General features: G+C 39.5%; 14 protein-coding genes and 1 tRNA gene. 6 read left to right on the top strand and 9 right to left on the bottom strand.

Annotation, left to right across the window (positions count from 1 at the left end):
- Positions 1-55 precede the first annotated feature (55 nt).
- Together rpsL and EG365_RS12515 are read right to left on the bottom strand one after the other, a co-directional pair.
- Positions 56-430, bottom strand: coding sequence for a 30S ribosomal protein S12 (gene rpsL / locus EG365_RS12520; protein WP_000246374.1), 375 nt, complete (start codon positions 428-430; stop codon positions 56-58).
- Positions 431-630: 200 nt separating this feature from the next.
- Positions 631-1,956 carry an EcsC family protein gene (locus tag EG365_RS12515; RefSeq protein ID WP_000160011.1) on the bottom strand — a complete coding sequence of 442 codons (1,326 nt, stop codon included), beginning with the start codon at positions 1,954-1,956 and terminating at the stop codon, positions 631-633.
- Positions 1,957-2,252: 296 nt separating this feature from the next.
- On the opposite strand from EG365_RS12515, the gene EG365_RS12510 reads away from it, so the two are divergent.
- The 6 genes from EG365_RS12510 (at position 2,253) to EG365_RS12485 (ending at position 8,666) form a co-directional block, all read left to right on the top strand.
- A complete protein-coding gene (locus EG365_RS12510; RefSeq protein WP_000832710.1) occupies positions 2,253-3,482 on the top strand; it encodes a beta-ketoacyl-ACP synthase II in 1,230 nt (409 codons plus the stop codon).
- A gap of 18 nt (positions 3,483-3,500) precedes the next feature.
- Positions 3,501-3,953 carry a protoporphyrinogen oxidase HemJ gene (gene hemJ / locus EG365_RS12505; protein ID WP_000339889.1) on the top strand — a complete coding sequence of 151 codons (453 nt, stop codon included), beginning with the start codon at positions 3,501-3,503 and terminating at the stop codon, positions 3,951-3,953.
- 170 nt (positions 3,954-4,123) lie between these two features.
- On the top strand, positions 4,124-4,984 hold the full coding sequence (locus tag EG365_RS12500; protein WP_000838098.1) for a pirin family protein: 861 nt from the start codon (positions 4,124-4,126) through the stop codon (positions 4,982-4,984).
- 90 nt (positions 4,985-5,074) lie between these two features.
- The gene (locus EG365_RS12495) at positions 5,075-5,635 is read left to right on the top strand and encodes a hypothetical protein (RefSeq protein WP_001048150.1); all 561 of its coding nucleotides are present in this window, start codon (positions 5,075-5,077) and stop codon (positions 5,633-5,635) included.
- Between the two features lie 384 nt (positions 5,636-6,019).
- Positions 6,020-7,645: an NAD+ synthase gene (locus EG365_RS12490; protein WP_000834616.1), complete on the top strand. Its 1,626-nt coding sequence runs from the start codon at positions 6,020-6,022 to the stop codon at positions 7,643-7,645.
- A complete protein-coding gene (locus EG365_RS12485; protein WP_000139295.1) occupies positions 7,638-8,666 on the top strand; it encodes a hypothetical protein in 1,029 nt (342 codons plus the stop codon). The genes EG365_RS12490 and EG365_RS12485 overlap by 8 nt, the downstream gene beginning before the upstream one ends.
- A gap of 43 nt (positions 8,667-8,709) precedes the next feature.
- Here the strand turns inward: EG365_RS12485 and EG365_RS12480 are convergent.
- The 7 genes from EG365_RS12480 to EG365_RS12450 form a co-directional block, all read right to left on the bottom strand.
- Positions 8,710-8,786: transfer RNA gene (locus EG365_RS12480), tRNA-Met, on the bottom strand.
- A 157-nt stretch (positions 8,787-8,943) separates the two neighbouring features.
- Positions 8,944-9,900 (bottom strand): carnitine monooxygenase, reductase subunit CntB, encoded by a 957-nt coding sequence (gene cntB, locus EG365_RS12475; protein WP_000146422.1) that lies wholly within the window; start codon positions 9,898-9,900, stop codon positions 8,944-8,946.
- A 47-nt stretch (positions 9,901-9,947) separates the two neighbouring features.
- Positions 9,948-11,399 (bottom strand): NAD-dependent succinate-semialdehyde dehydrogenase, encoded by a 1,452-nt coding sequence (locus tag EG365_RS12470; protein ID WP_000096952.1) that lies wholly within the window; start codon positions 11,397-11,399, stop codon positions 9,948-9,950.
- Positions 11,400-11,463: 64 nt separating this feature from the next.
- The gene (cntA, locus tag EG365_RS12465; RefSeq protein ID WP_001277084.1) at positions 11,464-12,579 is read right to left on the bottom strand and encodes a carnitine monooxygenase subunit alpha; all 1,116 of its coding nucleotides are present in this window, start codon (positions 12,577-12,579) and stop codon (positions 11,464-11,466) included.
- A gap of 42 nt (positions 12,580-12,621) precedes the next feature.
- The gene (locus tag EG365_RS12460; RefSeq protein WP_000214723.1) at positions 12,622-13,596 is read right to left on the bottom strand and encodes an alpha/beta hydrolase; all 975 of its coding nucleotides are present in this window, start codon (positions 13,594-13,596) and stop codon (positions 12,622-12,624) included.
- An 11-nt stretch (positions 13,597-13,607) separates the two neighbouring features.
- The gene (locus tag EG365_RS12455) at positions 13,608-15,260 is read right to left on the bottom strand and encodes a BCCT family carnitine transporter (protein ID WP_001984224.1); all 1,653 of its coding nucleotides are present in this window, start codon (positions 15,258-15,260) and stop codon (positions 13,608-13,610) included.
- Positions 15,261-15,280: 20 nt separating this feature from the next.
- Positions 15,281-16,393 (bottom strand): tartrate dehydrogenase, encoded by a 1,113-nt coding sequence (locus EG365_RS12450; protein WP_001129656.1) that lies wholly within the window; start codon positions 16,391-16,393, stop codon positions 15,281-15,283.
- Positions 16,394-16,443 lie beyond the last annotated feature (50 nt).

Genomic DNA, 16,443 nt, shown 5'->3' with positions numbered 1-16,443 from the left:
ATGAAGAATTCAAACAAGCGAAACGCTAAAGGGCTTTTGGACTAGTTTCCCAGAATTACTTCTTAGGACGTTTAGCACCGTATTTAGAACGTGATTGGTTACGATCTTTAACACCAGCACAGTCTAAAGAACCACGAACGGTATGGTAACGTACACCCGGTAAGTCTTTAACACGACCACCACGGATAAGAACAACACTGTGCTCTTGTAAGTTATGGCCTTCACCACCGATGTAGCTAGATACTTCAAAACCTGAAGTTAAGCGAACACGGCAAACCTTACGCATAGCTGAGTTAGGTTTTTTAGGTGTAGTTGTATAAACACGTGTACAAACACCACGACGTTGTGGACAAGCCTTCAACGCAGGAACTTTGGATTTTTCAACCAAAGTCGTACGACCCTTACGGATCAACTGATTCGTTGTTGCCATATGGCAATTCTCCCGTTATTAAAAAACCTTAAAAAGAAAACACCTCTTTTTAAGGGCACATAATTGTAAGCCAAGATGCAAAAATGGTCAACATGGCAGCAGTTGCCAAATGTTGACCATATCAATGATTGACAGGATTATTTACAAATTTAAATAGGGGTGAAATTTAGTTTTCAAACCCTACCTTTGTAATTGTATTGTTAAGAGTACTTTTGCCCCTCTATAACGTCATCATTTTCTTCACTTTCAGGCTCTAATGCTGGCTTTTGTTCACTATGTTCATGTTCAACTACATGTTTCTCTGCAAGATGCTCAATTCCTTGGTGAACATTTTCTTGAACTTTTTCTTCGCTTTTTTCAGAAGTATTTGATTTGACCACAACAGATACTTTTGAAATTACATCATGATTTTCAATTTTATGATGCTGCGTAGCATGGACACTACCATTTTCACCCACATTTAAAAGACGTGGACTCGCTTTTTGAATTAGAGTTACCGCCGCATAGTACGCCTGTAATGGTGATAAATGCTCATTTGGATGTTCATTTAAATAATGTCTTGCTGCACCGAAAATAGCTTGTGCCTTATGGCCTACATCTTCTTGTAACTTCCAACTATAAACAGCACTAAGCACTGCACCAGCTACTGGAGTAAACTTGCCTACCACAGCAAGTTGCGGAACTTTATTTAACCAGTTCCATTTAAACTCACCATTTTCATCAACTAACCAGCTTTTTAAGGTTTCAATATCATTTGAAGAGCCAAGTACTTGCTGGAACTGTTGAATATCTTGAGTCTCCAACATATTTCGTAAGGCTTTAAGTGCCAAGAGTAAAGTCTGCTTTTCCGCAATTAAGCTGATATCAACTTCTTTAAAAATAAATTCAACTACGTCTTGGTCAGTTGCTTCGGTTAAATCAAAGCCGTGTGATCTACCTGTTTGGTAAATTGTTCTCAAAACTAGGACTAATGAAACTGGAATATCTACGGCTGCTCCAACCATTCCAGATACGCCCGTAATTGCACCTTGAATACTGGCAATCAATTTATTTTGTTCAATAAGTGCCTGACTTAAACGTTGGGAGCGTGAGGTATCTTTTGTAAGCTCAAATAAGTCTTTAGCCCCCGCTTCTTCTAAAATTTTTTCAGTTAACGTACTTTTCGAACTAAAGTCATTCAACCAATCAAATAAATAGCTTGATATTTTTTCATTCCAGTCAGGTGAAATAAATGTAGCGATACCATTGACCTTTCTAAAATGGCGTCCAAATACCTGACGAGTAACTTTAGGTAAATGTTCACGTAACATTTGTTGTGGGCTTTCATACTGCTCCACTTCAAACGGACTTTTATTTCTGGCACTACCTTCTACTGTTTTGCCATTTGAAAGTGGCTCAACCAATTTACTTACCTCACCAATTTGACTTTGCTGCAAGATGTTTAAACCAGTAGAACTGAGCTTTTTAGCCACTCCGAAGACCTGAGAAAACAAATTGTCAGATTGATTATTATTAAATTTTGTCATCCAGTACCTCGATTTTTTAATTTATCTAATTAGAGATAAATACTAGGTGGAATGTGGATTTATCTCAACTTGAATGTGTGTATTTTAGTTAACCCTAAATGCAACATACTGTGTATTTGGTTATTTTTTTTAAATGCAAAATTGACATAAAGATTTGCCATAAGAAATAAAAAACCTTTCTGCTATCATGGTAGCAACGAAAACATGGGTCTACTGTTCTTACAGCTATATTCTCCTATCATTTAATAGCTGCTCATGATCATAGACTTTAAATATCACCATAAAGGGACCTGTAGATGAAACGTGTTGTAATCACTGGTATGGGTATTAACTCATGTATCGGTAACTCTTTAGAAGAAGTTACTCATTCACTTAAAAATGGAATCTCCGGGACACGTTTTAACCCAACTTATGCTGAACTCAATTTTAAAAGTCATGTCAGCGCTGCGGCAGAACAAGATTTTGACAATATTGATCGTAAATTAAAACGGTTCATGGGCGTATGTGCAATGTACGCTTATAACTCTGCTGTTGCAGCTGTTGAACATGCTGGCTTAAAAGCAGAAGATTTAGCAGATAATCCACGTTATGGTATTGCCGGTGGTTCAGGCGGTGGTTCAACTGCTTCTGTTGTAGAAATGACTGAACTTTTAGAAACTAAAGGTGCTCGTAAAGTTGGTCCTTTCTTTGTTCCACGTAACATGACAAATACAATCACTGCAAACGTGGGTGTAGCATTTAAACTTCAAGGTATTGCTCACTCAATTGCAAGTGCTTGTGCAACTTCTGCAGACGCAATTGGTTATGCATATAACCTTATCGCTCTAGGCAAACAAGATCTTATGCTTGCTGGTGGTGGTGAAGAAGATCACTGGTCTCAAAGCCTATTGTTTGATGCAATGGGTGCTCTGTGTTCTAAATACAACGACACACCTGAAACAGCGTCTCGTCCATATTCTAAAGACCGTGACGGTTTCGTTATTGCTGGCGGTGGCGGTTTCGTTGTTCTTGAATCTCTTGAACATGCTCAAGCACGTGGTGCAAATATTCTTGCTGAAGTTGTTGCTTATGCTGCAAACAGTGACGGTGCTGACATGGTTGCTCCAAGTGGTGAAGGTGCAACTCGCTGTATCTTGATGGCTCTTGAAGAAGCGAAACAACACGGCGTAGATAAAATTGACTATGTAAATACGCATGGTACTTCTACACCAGCAGGTGACGTGACTGAGCTTAAAGCAATGGAACGTGCTTTCGGTGAAGGTAAAGTTCCACCTCTTAGTTCAACTAAATCTATGACTGGTCACAGCTTAGGTGCTGCTGGTGTTCATGAAGCAATTTACTCTGTATTAATGCTTCAAAATGACTTTATCGCGCCAAACATCAACGTGACTGAGCTTGATGAAGGTACTGAAGGCTTTGATATTGTGCTTGAAAAACGTGATACAAAATTGAATACTGTAATGAGTAACAGTTTTGGCTTTGGCGGTGTTAACGCTTGCCTAATTTTCAAGAAGTGGGATGCATAATCCCGCGTAGGATTATCGATGGATGCACCTTCTGATGCCTTTTTGTGGGTAAAAGCATTACATATTATTGCTGTGGTTTGTTGGTTCGCTGCTTTGTTCTACTTACCACGTCTTTATGTTTACCATGCAATGAGTGATGATGCTACCAGCCATCAGCGCTTTGAAGTGATGGAACGTAAGTTGTATCGAGGTATTATGTGGCCATCTATGATTGCCACATTAATTACTGCTCACTTTCTCGTAGATTGGGGTGATGCAACTAGACATTACCATGAAGCCACTTGGTTTTATCTAAAAGTTGGATTAGTGGCTTTATTAGTGATCTACCATTTAGTTTGTGGTTACTATCGCAAAAAGCTTATTGGAAATGCTCACTACAAATCACATAAGTTCTGGCGTTTCTTCAATGAAATGCCAACCTTAATTTTATTTGCTGTTGTGATTTTAGTTGTTGTAAAACCTCAGTTTTAACTGGGGTTTTTTATTATCTAGGACTCTCATCTCATTCTCTTATGCATTTTACTGGCTCAACCTATTCATAATTTATTATTCAGAGCAAAAGACTTTTATACCAGTCTTAATACATTCTTATAAAAACATCTCATCTTTTTTATAAATTCAATCAACAGAAAGGATAAAGCATGAAAAGTCTGGCTTTTATTCATCGTAACGATACTCGCTTTGCGGTCGGTGATTTTTATCCAGTTCTTTCTGTTTTTTCCTACCATGAGTTAGGCAATACCCTCTCACCCTTCTTACTACTCGACCATTTAGGTCCCGGAAAAATTGCACCTTCTATGAAACGTAGAGGAGTTAATGATCATCCTCATCGTGGATTTGAAACGGTAACACTTGTTTATGCAGGTGAACTGGAGCATAAAGATTCATCTGGTGGAGGTGGATTTATAAGTGCTGGCGATGTGCAATGGATGACCGCAGCCTCTGGTGTGATTCATCGGGAATTGTTTAGTGAAGAGTATTCTCGATCTGGTGGTCCCTTTGAAATGATTCAACTTTGGGTCAATTTACCAGCAGCAAATAAAATGAATTCTCCACGCTATCAAAGTTTAAAGAAAGCTGAAATACCGATGGTGAAACTGGAAAATGAAGCTGGATTTGTACGTATTATTGCAGGGCAGTTTAAGCATGTTATGGGCCCTGCACTTACTCACACTCCTATTACCGTATTAGATGTAGAGCTCCAGGCAGGTCAACAAGCTGCCTTCCCTGCTCAATCCGGTGAAACAGCTTTAGTTTATTTACGTTCAGGTCGGGCACAATTTCATAAAGATGAAGACGTTTTAGAGGAACAAGGCCTAGCAGTCATGTCAAACCAAGGAGAGCATTTCTCTATTACTGCCCTGCAAAACTGCAAATTACTTATTTTGACAGGACAACCCATCGCAGAACCGATTAATGGTCATGGTCCATTTGTAATGAATACTTATGATGAGATTTTACAAGCCTATGATGATATTAAAAATGGAAGATTTGCCAAGTAAAACAGACCAGCTGCCGCATGAGAAACAAATGACAGTTATTTGCGTCTGTCTTTCAACATAGTTGATGTATGTTATGCTACAAACCAATAGATGAACTTATTTATTAGCAAAACTATGTTCACTCTCAACGCTTTTAAAATTGTCATATATCGACAATTTATTATTTTCACCCTTTTTATATTTCGTCACTTAAAAAGCTATCCAATTCGATTTCTTACACCTGAAGAAAAAGCTTTAGCACAAAGGGTGTTTGGGAGTTTGCTAGATTGTGAACGTCCTAAAATTATTGCTACTCGTTACTTACCGTGGCAAGCGCATGGAATTTTGATGGCTCCAAATGGGAATATATATGTCAATCTTTCTGACTACAGCAGTAATTACGCGCTAGAGTCTAAATTCATACAAGGGATTTTTATTCATGAGCTAGCTCATGTTATGCAATACCAACGAGGTATTCATGTATTACTAAAAGGTGCGTTACTGCAATCCGCCTACTATCTGAGTTTTAAGTATTACAACCCTTATAAATATACTTACCATCCTCAGAAAGCGTTTAGTTCTTACAATATTGAGCAGCAAGGAGAAATTGCTAGAGATATCTGTTCAGGTAAACTGCCAAATATCATTTGTTTACCTCAGCTTGATTTGTAACCAAATAATCCAGTTTGTTTTCAACGTAACTTTTTTGCTAACTTAACAACAGAAATTTGATAAACAAAAAACATAAAAATAAAGTTGAGATCTAAATTTACTAATGTCAAATTATTGAAAATAAGTATAAAAACTTATTTCAAATTTTTGAGCGATAAGGCAGTATACAAACAATAAAAATAATGAAGCTTGTTTCTATTGTATACAGAAAATCTCGTTATTTTTACGCAGAAAATATGTGATTGGTATATATTATTGATCTTGACATTTTTGTTTACTATTTTACGTGTTTATTATCGTGCTATACACATCGTTGAAAAATTATATCCATAAAAATCAACACTATGTGTATTTATATTCGTTATGATCTAGGATTAGGTTTGAATGAAAAGTTTTAAAGTTGCCCTTGCTCAGTTTTCTCCGCATATTGGCAATATTGACTCAAACACCCAAAAGATGATTGAGCAAGCAAATCAGGCGAAAAAACAAGACGCTGACCTGATTATTTTTCCTGAGCTTTCTGTGATTGGTTATCCAGCTGAAGACTTATTGTTACGTCCAAATTTAAATAAGCGGATGCAAAAGGCTTTTGCTCAACTTAGTGAAGTTAAAGATATTGTGATGGTTTTCGGCTTCGTAAACCAGACAGAAGATGGCCAACGTTATAATTCAGCTGCTGTCATGAAAGACGGTCAGGTTTTAGGTGTCTTCAATAAACATAACTTGCCAAACTATGGCGTTTTTGATGAAAAACGTTATTTCCAAAAAGGCCATCAGCACTTGGTGTTTGAGTATTTAGGCCATAAGTTTGGTGTACTCATTTGTGAAGATATCTGGTCAATCAATACAGTAAAACAATTAAGCCAATTAAATGTTGATACTGTACTTGTGCTTAATTCATCGCCATATGAAGTGGGTAAACCACAGCATCGTAAACAGACATTAAGTGAGCTTGCAAAGCAGCTTCATTTAAATATTGTTTATGTTAACCAAGTTGGTGGACAAGATGATTTAATTTTTGATGGCACAAGTTTTGTCAGCAATCAAAATGGTGAAATTGCTTTACAAGCACCTAGCTTTAAAGAAGATCTCTATATTGCTGAATTTGACCGCGATACAAAATTATATAAAGTTGTCGAGTCTGCTCCTGCATTAGAAACTTTTGCAGAGATCTATCAAGGCCTAGTCATGGCAACACGTGACTATGTAGAACGCTCAGGTTTTCCTGGAGTAATTTTAGGTCTTTCTGGCGGTATTGACTCTGCCCTTACGCTTGCTATTGCAGTTGATGCAATCGGTGCTGAGAGAGTTCAAGCTGTGATGATGCCATATACTTACACATCTCAAATTAGTGTAGAAGATGCAGCGGAACAAGCTCGCCGTATGGGCGTGACTTTCGGTATTGCCGAAATTCATTCAATCGTAAATAGCTTCATGCAAACTTTGTATCCGTTCTTTGGTAATTCACCAGCCGATGCGACTGAAGAAAATTTACAAGCGCGTGCTCGTGGCACATTACTTATGGGCTTATCTAACAAGTTTGGTAATTTAGTCCTTTCTACAGGTAATAAATCTGAACTTTCAGTTGGCTATTGCACACTTTACGGTGACATGGTGGGTGGCTTTGCTGTTCTCAAAGATGTTTATAAAACAATCGTGTTTGAATTAGCAAAATACCGTAATAGCTTAAGTGAAACTCCGGTTATTCCTGAGCGTGTAATTACTCGCCCACCTTCAGCAGAACTACGTCCAGATCAAAAAGACCAAGACTCTTTACCAGCGTATGATGTATTGGATGCTATCCTTTATGCATACATTGAGGAAGATTTAGGTCAGGCAGACATTATTGCCAAAGGTTTTGATAAAGAAGTTGTTGAAAAAGTCATCCGTTTAGTTGATCGTAATGAATATAAACGTCGTCAAGGTGCGATTGGCCCGAGAATTACTTCTCGTGCATTTAGTCGCGAACGACGTTATCCGATTGTCAACGGTTGGACAGCGAATGACTGAGCAGAAAAACTCATCAAAAACTACAGCACTTGCTCAAGCACTTTTGCTTGAGCAGGTGGAATTTTTCAAAAAACAATTATCTATAGAAAACTCACCTATTTATTTCCGGCAATTTATTCAGCTTTTTATGCAACATGCCGACGAAATTAAACTTTATGAAGTTGTGGATTTAGAACAATTACAAGCCGTTGTGAAACGCTATGCTTTTGAAATGCAGCTTGGTGCAGGCTTGCTTGAGTTTATTGGGGAAATTGCACAGCGTATTTATTTATCTGCCATGAAATCTCCAGTTCAGCTACAAGACTTGGTATCCGATCACCAGTTTGAAATGTGGCTTTCCAAGTTTTTGGAAATGGAGCATATTCCACATTATCTCAATCAGTTTTTAAGAACTAGCCCATCTGTCCAACAGCTTTGCCAATATATTGCCACTTCAACCTTAGAACAAAAATTACCTAAATTTCTAACGGCCTCTAGAGTGGATGACTACCATTTTGAATGGCAACATAAACTCAAAAAATTCTCTTTTTTACAGCAACAACGTCTTGAGCATAAACTTGAAACGTGGATTGCCGGCTTTATTCATGAACAACTGACAGAATTAAGCCTTTTATCGGCTGAAGATTTAGAAAGCTTAGTACGTCATATCTGGGAAGATATTAGACATAAAAAAATCTATGAGTTTATGAAACAGCTCACTCCTCTCGATGTTGAGGAGTTCTTTGTTTTAATTTATGAATACTGGAAAGAATTACGACAGTCACAATTTATGCAAGGTCTTATTTTGTATGGTGTCGAAGTTTTTTATGATTTTTATAAAGATCAGAGTTTATTTGAAGTATTAAGTGCAATTGGTTTATCCGAAACTGACTTACAAACTGAAGCTTTACGTTTTTATCCAAAAGTTATGGATGCCTTTAATGAGCACGGTATTTTGGAACCGTTACTTCAAGCGCTCTTAGCTCCTTTTTATCAAAGCTCAAAAACACTCGATATAATTGAAAAACATTTTAGTGAGTAAAAAATAGATAAAAAGAAACCACGCAGGAGCGTGGTTTTTAAAATGGTGGCTATGACGAGACTTGAACTTGTGACCCCCGCATTATGAGTGCGGTGCTCTAACCAACTGAGCTACATAGCCGTAAACTGTGTGCGCATTATCTATAGTTCTGTATAGCAGGTCAATACTTCAAAACTCTTTATGCCCACCAAATGAACAAATATGATTCAGATCACCATTATTTGTTCATTTTTTAGCAAATTCTTACTTTAAGCAATTGATCGGCCACAGAAATATATTAAAGATCTAATATCAATTTTTTGCCTTTTGCTCTTGATACACAAATCATCATGCTCTTTTGTGAAGCTTTTTCGGCATCACTTAAGTATTGATCGAAGTGTTCTGCTTCACCTTCTAAGATAGCGGTTTCACATGTACCACAAACCCCTTCTCGGCATAGACATTCCACATCAATATTTAATGTCTCGATGGCTTGTAAAATAGTCTGGTTACTTTGTACTTCAATTTCCTGATTAGATTTGGCAAGTACCACCGTAAATGCTTCACCATCTTCAGGAACTGTTGAGGCAAATTGTTCCCAATGAATGTATTCATCGCGGTAACGATGCTTGTTACAACAATCAATCACCGCATCAATCATAGGTTTAGGTCCACATACATATACATGTGTGCCTTTTGGTTGCGATGAAATTAATTCATCTAAGTTAAGCATGCTGCCTTCTGAATCGACATAACTAAATACGTGCTCTGCATGTTTCTGCTTTAATTCATCAAGTAAAGCCGCGTGTTCAGGTGAACGGTAAGCATAGTGCAGCTCATACTCTGCTCCACGTGCTGCCAGCTCATCCATTTGAGGTAAGAATGGTGTAATACCAATACCACCAGCTATCAAGATATGTTTATTGCCTGTTTCAGCTAGCGGGAATAAATTTTTTGGTTCTGAAATCTGGATTTCACAGCCTTCATTGCACTGATCATGCATGAAAACTGATCCACCCTTACCTTCCACATCCTTACGAACGCAGACTTGGTAAGTTGATAAATCTTGCGTACAGCTCATCAATGAGTAGGCATTAGAAAGTTGTTCATTCATTTTGACAATAATATGGCTTCCCCCACTAAATCGAGGAAAGTTCTGCCCATCTTGACGTTTGAACGTAAACCGTTTGATTAAAGGGGTTAGCTGTTCCACACGAGTAACAACCGCTGGGAACATTTCATAATGACTCGCCATATTAGAATCCTTCTTTTACCGCATATTTTTGTTGTTAGGGCTTATCCTTAAAGCCCTAAACACATGTATTTAATGGTCATGAATTCTTCAAGACCATATTTTGAGCCTTCACGCCCAACACCTGATTGTTTCACACCGCCAAATGGTACAACTTCATTTGAAATTGCAGTGGCATTCATACCGACCATTCCATATTCAAGCTGTTCTGACACTCGCCATAAACGTGAAATATTTTCGCTATAAACATACGCTGCCAAACCGAAGATTGTGTCATTTGCTTGAGCAACCACATCTGCTTCATCTGTAAAGCGAATGAGCGGCGCAACTGGACCAAAAATTTCTTCTTGGACAATTTCCATTGTACGGTCAACGTTAGTTAAAACTGATGGTTCGTAAAAGGTTTGTCCTAAAGCATGCTGCTTACCACCACAGGCAATCTTAGCGCCTTTGCTCACTGCATCATCAATTAACTGCTGTGCTTTCAAAACTGCTTTTTCATTAATTAATGGGCCAATTTGTACGCCATCTTCAAGTCCATTACCGACTTTAAACTTTTGTACTTCTTGTACAAACTTCTCGGCAAAAGCTTGATAAATATTGTCATGTACATAAATGCGGTTAGCACAAACACAGGTTTGGCCTGCATTACGAAACTTGGCAAAAATCGCGCCTTGTACAGCTTTATCTAAATCGGCATCATCAAACACAATCAGAGGAGCATTTCCGCCCAACTCAAGCGCCAATTTTTTAATGGTGCTTGAACACTGCTGCATCAGTAAGCGTCCCACTGGCGTTGAACCAGTGAAAGTCAACTTCTTCACTTTTTCATGTGAAGTAAATACCGAGCCAATTTCTTGAGATTTACCAGTAACAACATTAATCACACCAGCTGGTATACCTGCCTTTTCTGCAAGCTTTGCAATCGCTAATGCACAGTAAGGTGTTTCATTGGCTGGCTTAATCACGACCGTACAACCCGCTGCTAAAGCTGGCGCTGCTTTACGGGTAATCATGGCAATCGGGAAATTCCACGGCGTAATCGCAGCCACCACACCCACAGGTTCTTTACTGATAATAAAGCGCTGCTGGTTATTTACGGTTGGAATCACATCACCATAAATACGCTTGCCTTCTTCGGCAAACCATTGAATAAATGATGCAGCATAGCGAACCTCGCCTTTTGCTTCTGCTAAAGGCTTGCCTTGCTCAATGGTCATGATTAAAGCAAGTTCATCGGTATAATCGAGAACCAGTTTATGCCAAGCCAATAAGATATCAGCACGGTTTTGGGCCGTTAAAGCTTTCCAACTTTGTAAAGCCGTATAGGCAGCTTCAATTGCTTGGGTTGCCTCCGCCGCTCCCATATTAGGAATTGTGCCAATTTCTTCGCCTGTAGCTGGGTTACTCACCGGAACAGTCGCATTTGACTGTGCAGCTAACCATTGCCCATTAATATAGGCTTGTTGCTGAAATAGTTCAGTACTTTGTAAACTCGACATATCGTCTTCCTAACTGAAGAATCAGGTGTAAGTCATGTTTACACCTGAATAAATCCCTTTGTTTTTATTGATGGTACTGCGCCACAAGATGTTGGAAGTAAGCAATACCATGCTCACTGATACCAGAACGTTGCTTGTCAGTCATGATACGGCCTTGACCACGATAACCACGTGATTTCAAACCACGTTGTACGCTCTCTACCAAGTTCAAATCTTCCGGACGGAATACATTGCGATACCACTCAATCAAATCTTTTTGATCTTGAGTCAGTTCTTCGTTAGTGAAGTAAATATCGTAATGCTGCAAAGTTGTTTCTGCATCAACAGGGAATTCATAAATAACTGTCATGAAGTTACTGCCTGGCGGTACGTTGAACATGGTGCAAGGCCAAGTCCAGAAACCATGAAACTCAGGATCTGTTACTGATGGATCAAGTTTGAATGACTTCTCAGATGAACGTGCAAAGCCATATTGCAATGTCCAGTTTTGATGAGTTGTATGCCAGTATTTATCGACTTGTACAGAGTCAGCAAAGCCCGGATGTGCAGGTCCACAGTGGTAGCATTCCATGTAGTTATCAACAATCACTTTCCAGTTTGCTGGTGTTTCTGTCACAAAGCGTGCTGCCAATTTTAAATCTTTAATCACACCACATGCTTGATTTAAACGTTCAGCAAAGCCCGGCAGCTGGTCTTCTACGCAAGTCGCATTTTCATCCATATTAATAAATACGAAACCTGCATATTCTTCGACTTTTAAAGGCACCATGCTTGAGTTTTCTTTATCGAAAGATTCAACGTGGTCACAGTTACGTGCCAATGCCAAGCTACCGTCTAGCTTAAACGTCCATGCATGATATGGGCAGGTAATTACATTTTTTGCTTTACCACTACCGCTTAAAAGTTCATGACCACGGTGCGGGCACACATTATAAAATGCGCGTAGAACACTATCTTTACCACGAATGATGACAATATTTTCACCAATCACTTTACGGGTAATATAGTCATTTGGCTGAGCCAACTCACTACCATGTGCAACGCAGATCCAGCTTTTAGCAAAGATTGCCTCTTTCTCGTGCTCGAAAACTTGAGATGAAGTATAGAAAACTTTAGGGAAAGTCCATGCAACATCTGGGTTTGCGCAAAAATCTTCAGGTAATTTTTCAACTGCACTCATGTTTTTACTCCATTAAATTCTTTTCGTCCAAATGACTCGATATTAAATTGATGTCTTTTCGACACTGCCAAACATGCGGCGTATCGCACTCAGCATGTTTTGATATAACTGTTGAACTTCCGGACAGTCACGCATCAGACGTAAACTGCCATGTAATAAACCTTTGCCTAAATGGAACTCGTTAGGGATACCTGCTTGTTCCAATTTTTGGGTAAGGAAATAACCGTCATCACTTAAAGGGTCATATTCAGCAACGGCTACAAAACTTGTAGGCATATCTGAAAAGTCCGTCGCCAATAAAGGGGCTAGACGTAAATCCTGCCAATCTTGTGAGTCCGGAGCATATTCCTTTAAATAAAAATGCATATCTTCTGTCGTTAACAACGGCGCATGGGCGTGCTTTTGTGCGGATGCAGTATCAAATGCTGTCGTTAAACATGGATAAACCAATGCCAGCCCTTGAGCTTGTAAACCACTATGTTGTAGTTCCACTGCAAGGGCAGCTGCTAAATTACCGCCCGCGCTATCGCCTGCTAGAACGATATTTTCACTATCGATTTGCCAAGCTGAACCATGTTGTTTAAGCCAGTGATAGACTGCTAAACAATCTTCAAAGGCTGCTGGAAAGCGATGCTCTGGTGCCAAGCGGTAATCCACACTAATAACAACCGCATTTAAGTCCTTACACAAATAACTGATAATAAACTCATGTGAATCGAGTCCACCTACCATCCAACCACCACCATGTAGATACAACACACATGGCCAACCAGACTCAGGTCGATTTGTTTTTGGTAAATACACACGAACAGGCACAGGATGCTCTTCATTTGCAATCACTCGATCTTCTACATCTAACTTGTCATCACGTGGCAAAGTGTAGTGTCGGCACATGGCATCATATGCCGCACGGACTGAGTCAATATCTGCATCTGCTGGTGAATAAATGCTGCTCCAGTACACAAGGCTTTGCATTTCTTCACTTAAGGCATAAGTAGCCTGTTCATATGTCGTCATTACCGTTCCCTCTAGCTGGTTTTTCTATCCAGTTTGATTGAGCTTGCAAGCTCAAGCTGCATCCGTTTTGCATGTTCATCTTGAGTCTGGTTTAAACCAATTTCCTGATCATCATAACCTTGTTGCTCAATTAAATGTGATGGGACTTTGGCATAATCCTGTATGAGCCATTTCACTAAGCCATAGGTCTGAATCAGAATAATCACGATGAATGGTAAAGCCGTCACAATAGTTGCCGTTTTCATGGTGTCTAATGGTGCTTTACTAAAGATCATGGCAATTGGAACTAAGGTCAGCATGACACACCAGAACAGACGTGCATTTGGCGATGGGTCTTGCCCTTCACTTAAACCGCGTGTACATGTTGCTGAAACTGCATACCCAACTGCATCCATATGCGCTGCCAAGAACACCACCATAATGCCGAGGAAAATCCACATCATGAGTTTTCCGGCAGGTAATAGGCTAAGCAATTGACCAATCGCAACCTCACCACCTTGTTGACTTAAGATTTGTGGCACATTTACAGCCCCATGAATAAAGCTATAAACACTATAGTTTTCAAACACACCAAAGATGAACCAAAGACCGACACTACCACCAATTACCATGGCAAAGATCACTTCTTTAATAGTACGGCCTTTAGAAACACGCGTTACAAAGAGTGCCACACCCGGTGCATATGAAATCCACCATAACCAGTAGAAAACAGTCCATTCACGGGTAAACTTGCCGTCACCCATTGGATCGGTAAACAAGCTCATATCGACAAAGTTAGTTGCCATTAATCCGAAACTCATTAATGAATTATTCAAAATGAATTGAGTCGGACCAAAGCAAAGTACATAAATTGCAAATAACACTACACCCAAGCACACCATATGGCTTAAACGCTGCATGCCCTTGTCCATACCTACATATGAACTGAGTGCGAACAGAACTGAAACTGCCAAAATAATGATGACCTTGGTCATAAAGGTATTTGGAATGCCTGTGAGCTGAGACAAAATATTGGTAAATGTTACGGCAGTGAGTACCAATGAAATCGTCAATGCACCGAACATGCAAAGCAAGAACATTAAGTCGACTAAACGACCAACCACGCCGGTTGATTTAAAGCCTGTCACAGCCTCAATCACTGAAGCTAAACTTAAACCCTTGTTTTTTCTCACATGATAGCTGTAGCACAAAGAAATTGATGCCAAAGCATAAATTGCCCATGCACTTAAACCTGAGTGAAAAAATGAATAAGCCACGCTATATTTCAATGCTTCTGCTGACTCAGGCGGTAAGCTCAAACCTGGAGTTTGATAATAGTAGGCCCAGTCCAAAAAGCCCCAGTACAATGTAGAAGACCCAATACCCGACAAGATGAACATAAAAATCCATGACATTGTGCTGTATTGAGGTTTTCCTTCTCCAAGCTTAATTTTTCCGTATTTACTAAAGGCAAGACCAAAAGTAAAAATGATAGCTAAAAAAGCAAACAGTAATACTGGGGTTGTAAATACCGATGTCGTCCACTGCATCCACGTTGCAGCAATCTTTATCGATTCTTGCGAATAAATCGCCAAACCAGCAACTGAAATAAATACAAACAGTAGGCTGGTTACGGCAAGAAATTTATCCGTATAAATTTTTGTGTTTTGATTATCCATATCCATACATCCATTTTTGGATGGCGTTATTCCATAGCGAATACGTCCATTTTAGTTTGGGCTACACATGATGCAATTGCATCTCCTACCTCATAAGTTTTTGCCTGACCGCCGATATCGGCTGTTTTTGGACCATTAATTAATACATTTTCAATCGCCTGCATAATATCTTGACCCGCTTGGATACAGCGCTCGTCTTCTTCACCAAAGAATTCGAACATCATGGCACCCGACCAAATCGCAGCGATTGGGTTGGCAATTTGTTTACCGTAAATATCTGGTGCCGAACCATGGACAGGTTCAAACAGTGATGGAAATTTTCTTTCTGGGTTTAAATTTGCCGATGCGGCTAAACCAATGGTTCCCGTACATGCAGGACCTAAATCGGAAAGAATATCGCCAAATAAATTTGATGCCACAACCACATCAAAGCGTTCAGGTTGTAAAACAAAACGAGCCGCTAAAATATCAACATGCTGTTTATCAGCTTGAATTTGTGGATACTGTTTTGCCATCGCATCAACGCGCTCATCCCAGTACGGCATGCTCACTGCAATACCATTTGACTTGGTCGCTGCGGTAATTTTTTTCGCATCTCGCTGATTTGCAAACTCAAATGCATAACGCAAAATTCGGTCTACGCCATGACGTGTAAATACGGCTTCTTGTAAAACAAACTCGCGGTCTGTTCCTTCAAAAGCTTTACCGCCAATCGCTGAGTATTCACCTTCACTATTTTCACGAACCACGTAGAAGTCGATATCGCCCGGTTTTTTACCTACCAATGGACATTTCACACCCGGCATTAAGCGCACTGGACGTAAATTCACATATTGGTCAAAACCACGACGGAACTGGAGCAGCGAACCCCAAAGCGAAATATGGTCAGGTACTTTATCTGGCCAGCCTACAGCGCCAAAATAAATTGCATCGTAGCCCTGCAAAGTTTCAAACCAGTCATCTGGCATCATTTTGCCGTGCTCAAGGTAGTAATCACAGCTTGCCCAATCGAAAGCATCTAACTGAAGATCAATGCCGTACTTCTCTGCTGCTGCCTTTACAACCTTAATACCTTCTGGTAGAACTTCTAAACCAATGCCATCGCCTGCAATCGTGGCAACTTTATATCTTTTTGCCATAAGCTTCCTTCACACCTTCGACTAATATCCTTGTATGGCTTAAACATGAT

The organism is Acinetobacter sp. FDAARGOS_494 (genome assembly GCF_003812225.1).
Taxonomy (GTDB): Bacteria; Pseudomonadota; Gammaproteobacteria; order Pseudomonadales; family Moraxellaceae; genus Acinetobacter; species Acinetobacter baumannii.
The sequence above is the reverse complement of the archived record's forward strand: the minus strand, read 5'-3'. Positions and strand labels throughout refer to the sequence as shown.